The sequence below is a fragment of the Streptomyces sp. TAA040 genome, assembly GCF_000424845.1.
In genome coordinates, this window is record NZ_KE384255.1 from 76,772 (window position 1) to 91,086 (window position 14,315).

At 73.5% G+C, this 14,315-nt stretch carries 14 protein-coding genes and 1 pseudogene; 7 read left to right on the top strand and 8 right to left on the bottom strand.

Translation table 11 applies throughout. The features are described from left to right. Positions 1 to 59: 59 nt before the first annotated feature. The 6 genes from H300_RS0123945 to H300_RS0123965 all read right to left on the bottom strand — a co-directional run bounded on the left by H300_RS0123945 (position 60) and on the right by H300_RS0123965 (position 4,102). Positions 60 to 347, bottom strand: a complete 288-nt coding sequence (locus H300_RS0123945; RefSeq protein ID WP_028429412.1) for a DUF1416 domain-containing protein — start codon at positions 345 to 347, stop codon at positions 60 to 62. Positions 348 to 460: 113 nt separating this feature from the next. Beyond that, positions 461 to 1,297, bottom strand: a complete 837-nt coding sequence (locus tag H300_RS0123950; RefSeq protein ID WP_028429413.1) for a sulfurtransferase — start codon at positions 1,295 to 1,297, stop codon at positions 461 to 463. A gap of 186 nt (positions 1,298 to 1,483) precedes the next feature. Beyond that, positions 1,484 to 1,567, bottom strand: a complete 84-nt coding sequence (locus tag H300_RS32810) for an Ms5788A family Cys-rich leader peptide (RefSeq protein WP_486584028.1) — start codon at positions 1,565 to 1,567, stop codon at positions 1,484 to 1,486. 310 nt (positions 1,568 to 1,877) lie between these two features. Next, on the bottom strand, positions 1,878 to 2,579 hold the full coding sequence (locus H300_RS0123955; RefSeq protein ID WP_028429414.1) for an LmeA family phospholipid-binding protein: 702 nt from the start codon (positions 2,577 to 2,579) through the stop codon (positions 1,878 to 1,880). 144 nt (positions 2,580 to 2,723) lie between these two features. Then, positions 2,724 to 3,836, bottom strand: a complete 1,113-nt coding sequence (locus tag H300_RS29005; RefSeq protein ID WP_051270386.1) for a hypothetical protein — start codon at positions 3,834 to 3,836, stop codon at positions 2,724 to 2,726. Then, positions 3,833 to 4,102: a MoaD/ThiS family protein gene (locus H300_RS0123965; RefSeq protein ID WP_028429415.1), complete on the bottom strand. Its 270-nt coding sequence runs from the start codon at positions 4,100 to 4,102 to the stop codon at positions 3,833 to 3,835. Before H300_RS0123965 ends, H300_RS29005 begins: the two co-directional genes overlap by 4 nt. A gap of 382 nt (positions 4,103 to 4,484) precedes the next feature. On the opposite strand from H300_RS0123965, the gene H300_RS0123970 reads away from it, so the two are divergent. The 5 genes from H300_RS0123970 to H300_RS0123990 all read left to right on the top strand — a co-directional run bounded on the left by H300_RS0123970 (position 4,485) and on the right by H300_RS0123990 (position 9,787). Next, positions 4,485 to 5,267 carry a response regulator transcription factor gene (locus H300_RS0123970; protein WP_028429416.1) on the top strand — a complete coding sequence of 261 codons (783 nt, stop codon included), beginning with the start codon at positions 4,485 to 4,487 and terminating at the stop codon, positions 5,265 to 5,267. Between the two features lie 111 nt (positions 5,268 to 5,378). Further along, on the top strand, positions 5,379 to 6,401 hold the full coding sequence (locus H300_RS0123975) for a LacI family DNA-binding transcriptional regulator (RefSeq protein ID WP_028429417.1): 1,023 nt from the start codon (positions 5,379 to 5,381) through the stop codon (positions 6,399 to 6,401). 122 nt (positions 6,402 to 6,523) lie between these two features. Continuing rightward, positions 6,524 to 7,612, top strand: a complete 1,089-nt coding sequence (locus H300_RS0123980) for a trypsin-like peptidase domain-containing protein (RefSeq protein ID WP_028429418.1) — start codon at positions 6,524 to 6,526, stop codon at positions 7,610 to 7,612. A gap of 34 nt (positions 7,613 to 7,646) precedes the next feature. Next, positions 7,647 to 8,348: a response regulator transcription factor gene (locus H300_RS0123985; protein WP_028429419.1), complete on the top strand. Its 702-nt coding sequence runs from the start codon at positions 7,647 to 7,649 to the stop codon at positions 8,346 to 8,348. Further along, entirely contained in the window at positions 8,345 to 9,787 is a 1,443-nt protein-coding gene (locus H300_RS0123990; RefSeq protein WP_486584026.1) for a sensor histidine kinase, read from the top strand. The genes H300_RS0123985 and H300_RS0123990 overlap by 4 nt, the downstream gene beginning before the upstream one ends. 50 nt (positions 9,788 to 9,837) lie before the next feature. Here the strand turns inward: H300_RS0123990 and soxR are convergent, their stop codons facing one another. Then, positions 9,838 to 10,305: a redox-sensitive transcriptional activator SoxR gene (gene soxR / locus H300_RS0123995; RefSeq protein WP_037981769.1), complete on the bottom strand. Its 468-nt coding sequence runs from the start codon at positions 10,303 to 10,305 to the stop codon at positions 9,838 to 9,840. A 200-nt stretch (positions 10,306 to 10,505) separates the two neighbouring features. On the opposite strand from soxR, the pseudogene H300_RS30805 reads away from it, so the two are divergent. Then, positions 10,506 to 10,892 (top strand): annotated as a pseudogene (locus H300_RS30805) (NADPH-dependent FMN reductase); the annotation flags it as partial. A 279-nt stretch (positions 10,893 to 11,171) separates the two neighbouring features. On the opposite strand, the gene H300_RS0124005 reads toward H300_RS30805, so the two are convergent. Beyond that, the gene (locus tag H300_RS0124005; protein ID WP_028429423.1) at positions 11,172 to 13,028 is read right to left on the bottom strand and encodes a bifunctional metallophosphatase/5'-nucleotidase; all 1,857 of its coding nucleotides are present in this window, start codon (positions 13,026 to 13,028) and stop codon (positions 11,172 to 11,174) included. A 144-nt stretch (positions 13,029 to 13,172) separates the two neighbouring features. Here H300_RS0124005 and mshD point away from each other — a divergent pair, with 144 nt between their 5' ends. Further along, complete coding sequence (gene mshD, locus H300_RS0124010) at positions 13,173 to 14,144, top strand: mycothiol synthase (RefSeq protein ID WP_028429424.1); 972 nt, start codon at positions 13,173 to 13,175, stop codon at positions 14,142 to 14,144. The last annotated feature ends 171 nt before the right edge of the window (positions 14,145 to 14,315 follow it).

Consider the following 14,315-nt stretch of genomic DNA (forward strand, 5'->3'; position numbering starts at 1 on the left):
GTGGGTGCGGCCCCCGGTGGACGGGCCGCGTGTGCTCCGAGAGCGGGCGCGGACGGGCGTCAGACGGCGATGGCGACCTCCGCCAGCCCGCCCTTCCGGGCGACGACGGTGCGGTCCGCGGTGCCGCCCGGCACCAGGGCGCGCACGGTCCAGGTGCCCTCGGCGGCGTAGAACCGGAACTGGCCGGTGGCCGAGGTGGGCACCTCCGCGGTGAACTCACCGGTGGAGTCCAGGAGCCGGACGTAGCCGGTGACGGGCTCGCCGTCCCGCGTCACGTTGCCTTGGATGGTGGTCTCGCCGGGCTTGGCGGTGGAGGCGTCCGGGCCGCCTGCCTGTGCTCCGCACATGGTTCTTCCCTCTTCTTCGGGTCAGACGCTTCGCGTCGGACGCTTCTCGGGTCACGCATGTGTCGGCGTGGTCGGGGCGTCCGGCACCGGACGCCCCGACCACGCCGAGCGGGTCAGTCGGAGCCGAGCTCGATCGGCACGCCGATGAGCGAGCCGTACTCCGTCCAGGAGCCGTCGTAGTTCTTGACGTTCTCCTGGCCCAGCAGCTCGTGCAGCACGAACCAGCTGTGCGCGGAGCGCTCGCCGATGCGGCAGTAGGCGATGGTGTCCTTGCCCAGGTCCACGCCCTCCTGCTCGTAGAGCTCCTTGAGCTCCTCGTCGGACTTGAAGGTGCCGTCGTCGTTGGCCGACTTGGACCAGGGGATGTTGCGCGCGGTCGGCACGTGGCCGGGGCGCTGCGACTGCTCCTGCGGCAGGTGGGCGGGGGCCAGCAGCTTGCCGCTGAACTCGTCGGGGGAGCGTACGTCGACGAGGTTCTGATTGCCGATGGCCTGCACCACGTCGTCCCGGAAGGCGCGGATCGCGGTGTTCTGCGGCTTGGCGCGGTAGTCCGTCGCCGGGCGCTCCGGGACCTCGGCGACGAGGTCGCGGGAGTCCAGCTCCCACTTCTTGCGGCCGCCGTCGAGCAGCTTGACGTCCTCGTGGCCGTAGAGCTTGAAGTACCAGTAGGCGTAGGACGCGAACCAGTTGTTGTTGCCGCCGTACAGCACGACCGTGTGGTCGTTGCCGACGCCCTTGGCGGAGAGCAGCTTCTCGAATCCGGCCTGGTCGACGAAGTCGCGGCGCACCGGGTCCTGGAGGTCGCTCTTCCAGTCGATCCGCACGGCGTTCCGGATGTGGTTCTTGTCGTAGGCCGAGGTGTCCTCGTCGACCTCGACGAGCACCACCTTCGGGTCGTCGAGGTGGGCCTGGACCCAGTCGGCGTCCACCAGGACGTCTTGGCGGCTCATGGGTTCTCCTTCAGCGAGGATGCGGTCGGGCGGTGCGCGCACGGTCCGCCGCGCCTGCAGAGGGCAGGCGGGAGGCGGGGGAGACGGGCGGGGCGGGCCGGTACGGGCCGGTGCGGGCGTGCCGCTCGCTGTCCGGTGCGCCGGACGCGCGGCTGCGGGCCGGGGCCCGCCGACGGCGAACGGCCGTCAGACGGTGGGGCGACAGAGCATGGCGGCGACGCGGCACAGATCGACTGCCCGTCGCTTCGTGAGGTCCGCCTGTCGCTTCATGGGTCCGATCGTAAGGACGGGCGCGTGCTGTGTCACCGGCGTTCCGAATGGCGAGACGAGAGCGTCCGACCATTGGTACTCACTCCTGGTTCACGGGGTGGCGGGGTACGTCGTCGACCGTGGCGCGGGGCGGCCGGGGTCGCGGGGCGGACGCGCCCGTCTCGGATAGCGGACCCGCGCAAAAGCGCGGACAGGGGAGGTGGAAGCGGGGAGCGGGGCCGTGGGCGGGGCGCCGGGCGGGGACGTACGAGCCGTACGGGGGCGGGGACGTACGAGCCGTACGGGGGCGGGGAGGTGCTGCCGGATCGGCTCAGCCGGAGAAGTCGACGTCGGTGCCGGAGAACTCGACGTCCAGGCCGGTGCGGGTGGACTCCAGCCCCTCCAGCTGAACGCCCTGCGGCAGGCCGTCGATCCGCCGGGTGTAATCGATCCTCTGCCGGATCAGGTTCTCCAGGCCGGGGACGTCCTCGCCCGGGACCGAGTCGGCCCGGAGCCGGATCGTGTCGCCGTCCTCCACGCTGACCGTGCTGACGGTGGACCGTTCGACGGGCTGCCCGAGGAGCTCCACTCCGGCGCTGACCTTCACTTTGGCCTCGCCGCTGTCCGTCTCCCCGCCGTACTCGACGCGGACGCCCTCTTCCGCGACCTCGGTGAGGTCCTCGTAGGTCACGTGGGCCGTCCCGCTCGCGTTCCCGGCGATCGCCCGGGAGAAGTTGTCGAGCAGCGTGATGTTCCGGGCCGAGAGGGTGAACTCGCTCACCCGCAGGGTGCCCTCACCGGTCTCCCGGGTGACCCCGGTCAGCCGGGCGTCGACCGACTCCAGCTCCTTGGAAGCGATCTGGGTGAGGAAGGGGAAGCCGTTGATGTGCACCTCGGCGCTGCCGGCGTTCTGGGCCGAGGCCAGCTCCTCGGTCATCCGGTCCTCGACAAGCTTGAGGGCCAGCCGGTCCGCGCCGACCAGCAGTCCGCCCAGGACGAGCACGACGATGAGTACGGTCCGCAGTCTGCGCATGGTCTCCCAATCCCCCCGGTGCCCCCCGGTCTCGAACGGTTGTGATCGTACGTGACCCTCTCGGCCCGCCTTCCCCGGGCGCCGGACCGTCGGCCCGTACCCTGCCGCCGAGCCCCGGGCCTTCCGGGGCTCGGCGGCCCGGGATCAGCCCACCACGCGGGCGAGCAGGTAGAGGGCGGGTGCGGCGACGGTCAGCGGCAGCGCCACTCCCGCGGTCATGTGGACGAACCGGGACGGGAAGTCGTAGCTCGCCACCCGCAGGCCGATCAGCGCGCACCCGCCGGCGACCAGGCCGATCAGCGCGTCGGCCGAACCCAGGTCGACGACCTGACCCAGCGCGACCCCGGCGCCGGCCGCCGCGGCCAGCGCGACCGCCGGCGAGAGCAGCGCGGGCAGCGGCAGCGCCCGGGCGAGGACGGCGACGCCCACGGTGACCGTCCCGGCCGTCACCACCTCGTGGGCGCGGCCCCCCGCGGCCAGGTGCCCGGCGGCCAGTACGGCCAGTACGGTCGCCCCGGCGCCGGCTGTGAGCGCGTAGAGCCGTTCGTCCGGCGAGCTGCGGTTGCGCAGGTGGAGGACGAGGAGCAGCACGATCCAGCTGCCCAGCGCACCGACGACGGCGGTCGCGGCGTGCTCCTGCGGGGCCGCGAGCAACGCGAGGTCCGCGGTGACGCCCGCGGCGAAGGCCAGCAGGATGCCCTGCCGGGCGGGCCACATCCCGTTCAGCCGGTACCAGCCGGCGGCGGTGACCGCCTGGAGCAGCACGACGGCGATGGCGAGGGCCGGGCGGCCCAGCGGCGCCGCGGCGGCGAGCAGCAGGGCCAGCACCGCCGTGACGGCGGCCGGCTGGAGACCCGGGGCGATGATCGGGTTCCCGGTGCGGCGGGCCGGGGGTGCGTCGTCTCCCCGCGTCGTGGGGCCCGGGCCGGCGTCCGGAGCCGCGCCGGGGGGCGCCCCGGTGGGGAGGCCGCCGGCCGGGGGCCTGCGGCGCCTGCCGGTGCCGGCCCCCGGATCGGGCGCGTCCTGTGCGGGAACCGACGGGCCCTTCTGCGGCACGGGGCCCGCAGGGCCCCCGTGCTGCGGCTGCGGCATCCGGCGGCCGTACGGGTCGTGCTGCGGGTAGGGCCCGGGCGGGTACGTGCCCGCTCCCGTACCGGCCTGCGGGTGCGCTCCGGGGGCCCCGGTGGGCGGCGGGCCGTACGCGCGTTGCGGACCGCCCGAGCTGTACGGGTCGTAGTCGCCGGTGGAGGGGCTCATCGGGCACCTCCGGCGAACGGCGGGAGCACCTCGACCGTGCCGCCCTGGGTGAGCGCCACCGCGTCGTGGGGTCGCGTGCCCACCGGAGCGCTGTCCACCAGGAAAGAGCAGCGCCCCAGCACCCGGGGGAACTCCGGGCGCCCGGCGTGCCGGGTCCGCGCACCCGCCAGCGCCTCGGCGAGGGTGTCGGCTTCGTAGGTCTCCTCCGCCATGCCCGCGGCGGCTTTCGCCGCGGCCCAGTAGCGGATGGTCCCGTGTACGGGCATTGATGTCTCCCAGCCGTGTGGTGTGCCGCCCCCATCATGGCCCGTCTGTATGCCGAGATGTGCGCCTGTGCGCCCCTGCTGCGGGAGCAGCAGGTCAGCGGGGGTGCGGCAAGGGGAAACCACCGCGCCGGTGGCCCTCGGTGACCGAAGGCACCCTGACGTGCACGCGCTGGTGGGCTATTCTCTTCCGAACGAGGATCCGGGCAGCGTCGCCCCCGGGTCCTTTTGTGCTTGGAGGCCGCAGTACGAAGGCGTACCGCGAATCGGCCGTGAACCGGGGTGCAGTCCGCCCGTGGGCTCCGGCCGATGACCGCAGCCGCAAGTGCGTCAGAAGCAGTGCCGCTATTCGTCCTCGATGGGACCGAGGAAGGAAATCGCCGTCATGAGCTCGCTACTCCTCCTGACCAACGCCCTCCAGCCCTCCACCGAAGTGCTGCCCGCTCTCGGACTCCTGCTCCACAACGTCAGGGTCGCACCCGCGGAAGGCCCCGCCCTCGTCAACACTCCGGGGGCCGACGTCATCATGATCGACGGCCGCCGCGACCTGCCGCAGGTCCGGTCGCTGTGCCAACTGCTGCGCTCCACCGGGCCCGGCTGCCCGCTGATGCTCATCGTGACCGAGGGCGGCCTGGCCGCGGTCACCGCCGAGTGGGGCGTCGACGACGTGCTGCTCGACACCGCCGGGCCCGCCGAGGTCGAGGCCAGGTTGCGGCTCGCCTCCGGCCGGCAGCAGCTCTCGGTGGACGACAGCCCGATGGAGATCCGCAACGGCGACCTCTCGGTCGACGAGGCGACGTACAGCGCCAAGCTCAAGGGCCGGGTGCTCGACCTGACCTTCAAGGAGTTCGAGCTGCTCAAGTACCTGGCGCAGCACCCCGGCCGGGTGTTCACCCGCGCCCAGCTTCTCCAGGAGGTCTGGGGCTACGACTACTTCGGCGGCACCCGTACCGTCGACGTGCACGTCCGCCGGCTGCGGGCGAAGCTCGGGCCCGAGTACGAGTCGCTGATCGGCACCGTCCGGAACGTCGGGTACCGCTTCGTCTCCCCGGAGAAGCCGGAGAAGTCGGCCGCGGAGAAGAAGAGTGGTGACGAGGCCAGGGCCGTGACCGACGCGGCGGCGCGGGTCGCCCGGGAGGCGGCCGAGGAGCGGGAGCGGCTGGGGTGATCCCGGCGGCACCGCGCGTCCCCGCCGGGGCGCAGTCGCCGGTCCGGTCGCGGACCGGATCAGCGAGTGCGGCCCGGCGGGTCCCCGGTCACCCCGCGTAGACTGCCCGCCGTGGCCAAGGTGACGCGGGACGATGTGGCAAGAGTGGCGGGTACGTCGACCGCGGTGGTCAGCTATGTGATCAACAACGGTCCCCGCCCGGTGGCGCCCGCCACCCGGGAGCGGGTGCTCGCCGCGATCAGGGAGCTGGGCTACCGCCCGGACCGGGTCGCCCAGGCGATGGCCTCCCGGCGCACCGACCTGATAGGCATGATCGTCCCCGACGCCCGGCAGCCCTTCTTCGGGGAGATGGCGCACGCCGTGGAGCAGGCCGCGGCGGCCCGCGGGAAGATGGTCCTGGTCGGCAACTCCGACTACCTCGACGAGCGCGAGGTGCACTACCTGCGCGCGTTCCTCGGCATGCGGGTCTCCGGGCTGATCCTGGTCAGCCAGGGACCGAGCGAGCACGCCGCCGCCGAGATCGACGCCTGGGACGCGCGGGTGGTCCTGCTGCACCGCCGCCCCGACGCCATCGACGACGTCGCCGTGGTCATCGACGACGTCGGGGGCGCCCAGCTCGCCACCCGCCACCTGCTGGAGCACGGGCACCCCTACGTCGCCTGCCTGGGCGGAGTGGAGTCCACCCCGGTCGTCGGCGACCCGGTGACCGACCACGTGCGCGGCTGGCAGCGTGCGATGCGGGAGGCCGGACGCCCGACCGAGGGCAGGCTCTTCCAGGCGCCCTACAACCGCTACGACGCCTACCGGGTCGCGCTCGACCTGCTGGCCGGCCCGGACCGGCCGCCGGCCATCATCTGCGCCACCGACGACCAGGCGATCGGCGTCCTGCGCGCCGCCCGCGAGCTGCGCGTGGACGTGCCGGGGGAGCTCGCGGTGGCGGGCTTCGACGACGTCAAGGAGGCGGCGCTCACCGACCCGCCGCTCACCACCGTCGCCTCCGACCGGCCCGCGATGGCCCGGGCTGCCGTGGACCTGGTGCTCGACGACACGCTGCGCCAGGTCGGCTCCCGGCGCGAACGGGTGCGGCAGTTCCCCTCCGCGCTGGTGGTCCGGCGCTCCTGCGGCTGCGCCTGACCCCTCCCGCCGCCGCCCCGGCCGGGCGTCCGCACGTCCGGATGCGCGGAGGCGGCGGAATTGGGGCGTGCCTTTCAGCCGCCGCTCAGCTTCCTCTCATCCGCCCGTCCGACAGTCGTGGCATGAGCGACTACAGCGACGGCAACGGACACCCACCCCGGCCCGGCCGGCGGCCCGGCCACCGGCCCGGCCCGGACGGCCGGCAGCCCCTCCCCGGCACCGGCTCCACCCCACCGCCCGCCTTCCCTCCTGCGCCCGGCCCGCACGACGGCCGGCCGACCGACCCGTCCGGTGCCGGCACGTCGGCCGCCCCCGCAGGTCCGTACGCCGGCCCGGAGCCCCCCGGGCACGGGCGGCGGCGCCGGGCGGGGGGCCCGGTGGCCCTGCTGGCGGCGGTGGCCCTCGCGGCCGGCGCGGTGGGCGGCGGGGCCGGTGCGCTGGTCGGCTCGACTTTCGGTGGTGAGGACACGGGCGGCTCCGCCGTGGCGGCGAACGGCACCAATATCAGCACCGGCGGCACCGTCGCCGCGGTGGCCGAGACCGTCGGGCCGAGCGTGGTGGAGATCAGCACCGGCAACTCCACCGGATCCGGCGTGGTGATCTCGGACGACGGCGAGATCCTCACCAACAACCACGTGGTCTCCGGCGCCGACCGAGTGGAGGTCGTCTTCAGCGACGGCACCACGGCGACCGCGGAGGTCGTCGGCACCGAGGCGGACCTGGACATCGCCCTGCTCGACGTGGACGGGGTCGACGGCCTCGAACCGGCGGCCCTGGGCGACTCCGACGCCGTCCGGGTCGGCGACGGAGTGGTTGCCATCGGCTCACCCGAGGGCCTCACCGGATCCGTCACCAGCGGCATCGTCTCCGCCAAGGACCGCGACGTGACGGTCCGCGAGGAGCAGGACCAGGGGCAGAAAGGGCAGCGGAGCCAGGGCGGGGACTGGCCGTTCGAGTTCGGCGGCGGTCAGTACAACGGCGAGGTCGGCTCGGAGACCACCACCTACCGGGCGCTCCAGACCGACGCCTCGCTCAACCCCGGCAACTCCGGTGGCGCGCTGCTGAACATGGACGGCGAGGTGGTCGGTATCAACTCCGCGATGTACAGCGCGGGCCAGAGCCAGACGGAGGCGGGCAGCATCGGACTCGGGTTCGCCATCCCGATCGACGACGTGAAGCAGCTCCTGGATGACCTGCGCACCGGAAACTGAGCCGGCCCCGGACACCGGTGGCACACTCGCCCCCATGAGTGTGCTGATCGTCGACGACGAACCCGCGGTGCGCGACGCGCTGAGCCGCAGCCTCCGGTTCGAGGGGTACGAGACCGAGGAGGCCGTCGACGGAGTGGACGCGCTGGCCCGGGCCGCCGCGCGGCCGCCGGAGCTGATCGTGCTCGACATCCAGATGCCGCGGATGGACGGGCTGACGGTCGCCCGGCGGCTGCGCGCGCAGGGCGTCACCCTCCCGATCCTCATGCTCACCGCCCGGGACACCGTCGGCGACCGCGTCACCGGGCTGGACGCGGGGGCCGACGACTACCTCGTCAAGCCCTTCGACCTGGACGAGCTGCTGGCCCGGGTCCGGGCCCTGCTGCGCCGCAGCTCCTACGCGCGTCACGAGGACGCGGAGGACGACGAGGAGGCCCGGGTGCTGGCCTTCGCCGATCTGCGGATGGACCCGGTCACCCGCGAGGTGACGCGAGGAGGCCGGCGGGTGGACCTGACGCGCACCGAGTTCACCCTGCTGGAGCTGCTGCTGGCCCACCCCCGCCAGGTGCTCACCCGGGAGCAGATCCTGCTCGCGGTCTGGGGGTTCGACTTCGAGCCGTCGTCCAACTCCCTGGACGTCTACGTGATGTACCTGCGCCGGAAGACCGAGGCGGGCGGGGAGCCGAGGCTCGTCCGGACGGTGCGGGGCGTCGGCTACGTACTGCGGGAGGAGCCGTGACGGAAGCCGCCCGGAGCCTGCGGGCCCGGGTCGCGGCGCGGTCGGCGCGGCTCCCGCTGCGGTCCCGGCTCGCGCTGCTGACGGCCACCGCTGTCGCCGTCGCGGTGGCCGTCTGCGCCGTCGTGGCCTGGCTGGTGGTCCGAGGCCAGTTGATCGACTCGCTGGACGACGCGCTGCGCCGCAGCAGGGTGCAGCCCGGCCTCGTGCTGGAGCAGATCAGCGCCGGCCGCTGCGTCGCCGTGTCGCCGGAGGAGCGGGAGGCGGTCGCCAACCCGTTCGACTCCACCGTCCAGATCGTCGACCGCAACGGCAGCAGCTGCATCATCTTCGGCCAGCAGCCGCTCGACGTGCAGCCGGAGGACACCGCCGTCGCCGAGGGGACGTCCGAGGAGGCCCTGCACAACGTCCGCGCGGCCGACGGCAGCATGTACCGGGTGCTGACGGAGCCGCTGCGGCCCAACGGGGTGGCGGTGACCGTCGCCCGGCCGATGGCCGAGGTCGACGACTCGCTGGACTCCCTCGCCCTGGTGCTGGGCCTGGTCGCGACTGCCGGGGTGTTCGGCGCGTCGGCGGCCGGAGTGGCGCTGGCCCGGGCCGGGCTGCGCCCCGTGGACCGGTTGGCCGAAGCGGTGGAACACATCGCCAGGACGGAGGACCTCACCGTCCGCATCCCCGCCGACGGGGACGACGAGATCGCCCGGCTGTCCCGCTCGTTCAACGCCATGACCCGGGCGCTGGCCGCCTCCCGCGACCTCCAGCAGCAGCTCATCGCGGACGCCGGGCACGAGCTGCGCACCCCGCTGACCTCGCTGCGGACAAACATCGACCTGCTGGTCCGCAGCGAGCAGAGCGGGCGGGCGCTGCCGGAGGAGGACCGGGCCTCGCTGCTCGCCTCGGTACGCTCCCAGATGGCCGAACTGGCCGCGCTGATCGGCGACCTCCAGGAGCTGTCGCGGCCCGAGTCGGCCCCCGGCGGCGGACCGCTGGAGGTCGTCGGACTGCACGAGGCCGCCGACCGGGCGGTGCAGCGCGTCCGGCTGCGGGCGTCCGGGATCGAGGTGGCGGCGGAGCTGGCGCCCTGGTTCGTCCGTTCCGAACCCGCCGCGCTGGAGAGGGCGGTGGTGAACCTGCTCGACAACGCGGTGAAGTTCAGCCGGCCGGGAGGCAGGGTCGAGGTGGAGCTGGTCGGCGGCGTGCTCCGGGTGCGCGACCACGGGCCCGGCATCGCGGCGGAGGAGCTGCCCAAGGTGTTCGACCGCTTCTGGCGCGCTCCTTCCGCACGCGGCCTGCCCGGCTCCGGCCTGGGGCTGTCCATCGTGGCACGCACGGTCGCCCGTGCCGGGGGCCGGGTGGAGCTGCGGGCCGCCGAGGGCGGCGGCACCGAGGCGGCGCTGCGGCTGCCGGGTGCCGCCGGGCCGCCGCCGGATCTGCCGCCGTAGCGCCGCGCGGTCCGTCCTGAGGACCCCGCCGCGCTGCCAGCGCCCGACGATCAGAGGTTGCTCAGCCTGCGTGGTCCCGGGCCCTGGGCGGCGGCGGCGTCCTTGGGGTTGGCCAGCCCGCAGCGGTCGAGGGAGAGGCAGCCGCAGCCGATGCAGTCGCTCAGGTCGTCCCGCAGCTCCTGCAACTGGGTGATGCGCGCGTTGAGTTCGGAACGCCAGCACTCCGACACCCGGGCCCAGTCCTCCCGGTTGGGGGTGCGGTTGTCCGGGAGCAGCTCCATCACCGCGTGGATCTGTTCCAGCGAGATGCCGACCCGCTGCGAGGCGCGGATGAACGCGACCCGTCGCAGCATGTCGCGGGTGTAGCGGCGCTGGTTGCCGGTGGTGCGGCGGCTGTGGATCAGGCCGTGCCGCTCGTAGAAGCGCAGCGCCGAGGTGCTCACCCCACTGCGTTCGGCGAGTTGCCCGACGGTGAGCTCCGCGGTCTTCCAGGAGACCGGCGTGGTGCGAGGCGTCATGCCCGTCACGGTAGGGGATGTCCCGGCCGTCGTTCACCCATGGTCGAAGTCGGGCTCGGTCCCGGTCCGGCGGAGGCCCCCCGGCGCGCCGTGGAGGACGAGACGCGCGGAGGGACACCGCTTGACTTGAATAAAGGTTCACTTATGGCGCTTGGGGCGACCGGCCCGGTTGCGGGGCCACGATCACACAGGAGTCAGCCATGTCCGAAGCCTCCTTGCGTCTCGTCGTCCTGACCGGCAGCGTCCGCGAGGTCCGGGTCGGCCCGACCGTGGCCCACTGGAGCAGCCGTCGGGCGGAGGTGGCCGGCCGATTCGAGGTCGACCGGATCGACCTCGCCGAGTTCCCGCTGCCGCTGGTGATGCCCGGCTGGGGCGCCACCGGGGACGCGGAGACCGTGCGCAACGAGAAGGAGGTCGCGCGGCGGCTGGACGCGGCGGACGCGGTGGTGGTCGTCACCCCGGAGTACAACCACAGCTTCCCCGCCGCGCTGAAGAACGCGATCGACCGGTTCCGCGAGGAGTGGGCGACCAAGGCCGTCGCGCTGGTCTCCTACGGTGGCAGGAGCGGCGGCATCCGGGCCGCCGAGCAGCTGCGGCAGGTCTTCCCCGAACTGCACGCGGTGACGGTGCGCGACGCCCTGGGCTTGGCCGGTGCGGGTGACGCCTTCGACGCGGAGGGGCGGCCCAGGGACCCGGCCGCGGGGTGGTGGCGGTCGGGGCGATGCTCGGGCAGCTCGCCTGGTGGGCGGAGACGCTGCGGGTCGGCCGCGCCTATGCCTGACACCCGCCGCGCCCGGGCCCGCGGGCGACACCGGGCGGGCCGCCGGGCCCCGCACCGCCCGGACCGGGCGGTGCGGGGCGGCTGTTCAGCCGAGCACGGTGATGCGGTCCGCGGCCGGGGCGCTCAGCGGGTCGTCCGCCGAGGTGGTGGACGTGAGGTACTCCTCCAGGGCGTCGCGGTCGACGCCGCCGACGTAGGGGTCGGTGCCCTCGGCGAAGGTGGTGAAGCCGTCCCCGCCGGAGGCCAGGAAGGAGTTCATCGCGACCCGGTAGGTCCGGTCGGCCTCCAGCGACTCACCGTTGAGCCGGACCGAGTCCGCCACGACACGGTCCGCGCCGCTGCGGGTCCGGTCCAGGATGTAGGTGAAGCCCTCCGAGACCTGGAGGACGCGCGGGGTCTCCTCGTTCACTCCGCTGACCTGCTGCCGCAGGATTTCCAGCAGTTGGGCGCCCGTGAGGTCCGCGAGGTTGACGGTGTTGGAGAAAGGCTGCACGGAGTAGCCCTCCTCGTAGGTCACCACGCCGTCACCCTCGCTGCCCGAGGCCGCGTACGTCAGGTCGGTGCGGATGCCGCCCGGGTTCATCATCGCCAGCTCCACCGACTCGTCCAGGCTCCTGCCGTGGGCGAGTTGGGCATCCGCGATCAGGTCGCCGAGCGGGGACTCGGGGATGTTGCGGTCCGCGGTGATGTCCTCGCTGATCCAGCCGATCGGCTGCTGTGCGACCGGACCGGCCAGCGTGTTCCAGAAGCCCAGCAGCCGGGAGAGGTCGCGGGCCTTGGGGTGCTCGCGGTGGACCACCTGGTTGGTGCCCTCGACCGAGGTGCGGACGATGTCCTTGGTGCGCCGGTCGTAGGACATGTTCAGCTCGGTGAACAGCCGGCCGTTGGAGGCCGCCGAGGTGACCAGCCGCTCGTTGCCCTCCGGGTCCGGGATGCTGCACACGTACGCCTCGTGGGTGTGCCCGGTCACCAGGGCGTCCACGCCCGCATCAGTCCGCTCGGCGATGTCCACCACCGGGCCGGAGAGCCCGTCGCTGCCGGACTCGCAGGCGTGGTTGTACGCCGGTGAGGACGGGTAGCCGCCCTCGTGGATCAGGGCCACCACCGCGTTGACGCCCTTGCGCTTCAGCTGCGCGGTGTACTTGTCGAGGGTCTCCGCCTCGTCCAGGAACTCCAGGCCCTCGATGCCCGCCGGGGTGACGACGTCCTTGGTGCCCTGGAGCGTCACGCCGATGAAGCCGACCTCGACGTCCTTGATCTTCTTGATCGTGTAGGGGTCGAGCAGCGGCTCGCGGGTGTCCTCGTCCACCACGTTGGCGGCCAGGAAGGGGAAGTCGGCGCCCTCGAAGGTGCGCGATTCGTCGTAGCAGCCGTCGACCGGGTGGCAGCCGCCGTTCTGCTTGCGCAGCAACTCCTCGGCGCCCAGGTCGAACTCGTGATTGCCGACGCCCACCACGTCCATCTTCAGCTTGTTCAGGGCCTCAATGGCCGGCTCGTCGCGGAAGAGTCCGGAGAGCATCGGGCTCGCGCCGACCATGTCGCCCGCGGCGACGGTGACGGACCGCGACTCGCCCCGGCGGGCCTGCCGCAGCGCGGTGGCCAGGTACTCCACCCCGCCGGCGTCGATCTCCTGGGTGCTGCCGTCGTGGTGCTCGTGCGTCACCCGGCCGCCCGAACCCGACGGCGGCTCCAGCGCGCCGTGGAAGTCGTTGACGGCCAGGACCTGCAGGTCCGTGGTCGGGCCGTGCTCGTCACGGTCGTCGGGTCCGCCGTGCTTGCCGTCGTCGCCGCCCCGCGCCGCCGCGGGCGACTGCTCGGGTGCGGCCTGGGCGCTCGGTACGGCGGCGACGCTGAGAGCGGCCGCCGCCACCAGGCCGGCGGTGGCGGCGGTCAGCAGCCTGCCGTTCCGTCGTCGACCTGGACGAGCCGGAGGAGTGGGCATGTCTGTCCCCTTATGGGAGCCGTGAGTTGCCAGTGTTCAGGCGTGTGGTGGAGCAGAAGGCAGCCTAGGGTCAACGCGCGTAGCGTGTCAGGACTCCGCGGGTAACCAAAGGGTTTCCGGCAGGTTGAACGTAGGCTCGGGGCCATGAGCGACGTGGCGATGGTGGAGCAGGTGTCCGAGCCGGTGGCCGGGGAGGTCTCCGCGCTCATCGAGCATGCGGCAGGCCAGGACGGCCAGGCGGCGGTGTCCGAGCAGGGCAGGCTGCACCTGCGCGGTGGTCGGCGCGCCGGCGTGACCCACTTCCTCGTGCGGTCCGGCGGTGCTCTGGTCGGGTACGGCCAGCTGGAGGACGCCGACCCCGTGGAGGCTCCCGCCGCCGAGTTCGTCGTGCACCCCGGTCACCGCGGCAACGGCTACGGCCGGGCACTCGGCCGGGCCCTGCTCGATGCCTCGGGCCGCCGGATGCGCGTCTGGGCGCACGGCGGCCACGCCGCCGCCCGGCACCTCGCGCAGACCCTGGGCATGACCCTCTTCCGAGAACTGCGCCAGATGCGGGCGCCGCTGGACGCCGACGCGCTGCCGCAGCCGGTACTGCCGCCGGGTGTGGAGCTGCGGGCGTTCCGGCCGGGGCGGGACGAGGAGCACTGGCTGGCCGCCAACGCCGCCGCTTTCGCCCACCACCCCGAGCAGGGCGCGCTCACCCGTCGCGACCTGGACGCCCGGATGGCGGAGCCCTGGTTCGACCCCCGGGGCTTCCTGCTGGCCGTCCCCGCCGGAGAGCCCGGCGCGGGGGAGGCGCCCGGCGCTGGCGACGGGCCGGGGGGCGATGCTGCCGCCGGGGCCCCGGGCGGCCCGATCCTGGGCTTCCACTGGACGAAGGTGCACAGCGCCGAGGGGCTCGGCGAGGTCTACGTCGTCGGGGTGGTGCCGGGCGCGCAGGGCGGCGGCCTGGGCAAGGCGCTGACCGTGGCCGGACTGCGCCACCTCGCCGAGGACCGCGGGCTCTCGACCGGGATGCTCTACGTCGACGCCGACAACGGCCCGGCCGTCTCCGTCTACGAGCGGCTCGGATTCCGCGTCCACGAGGTCGACCTGATGTACCGCACCGAGGGCTGAACGCGGCGGATGGCGCGGCGGCCTGGCCGGCCCGTCCATACGGGTGAGGGCGGCGGATACCCTCCCGGCCATGTCGGTGTAACCGTTGATTCAGACTCGGTTGCGAACATCACGGAATGCAGCCAGTCGGCCCGAACCGCAGGCTCCACCTGGCCTCCGGTGGCCTCCCGC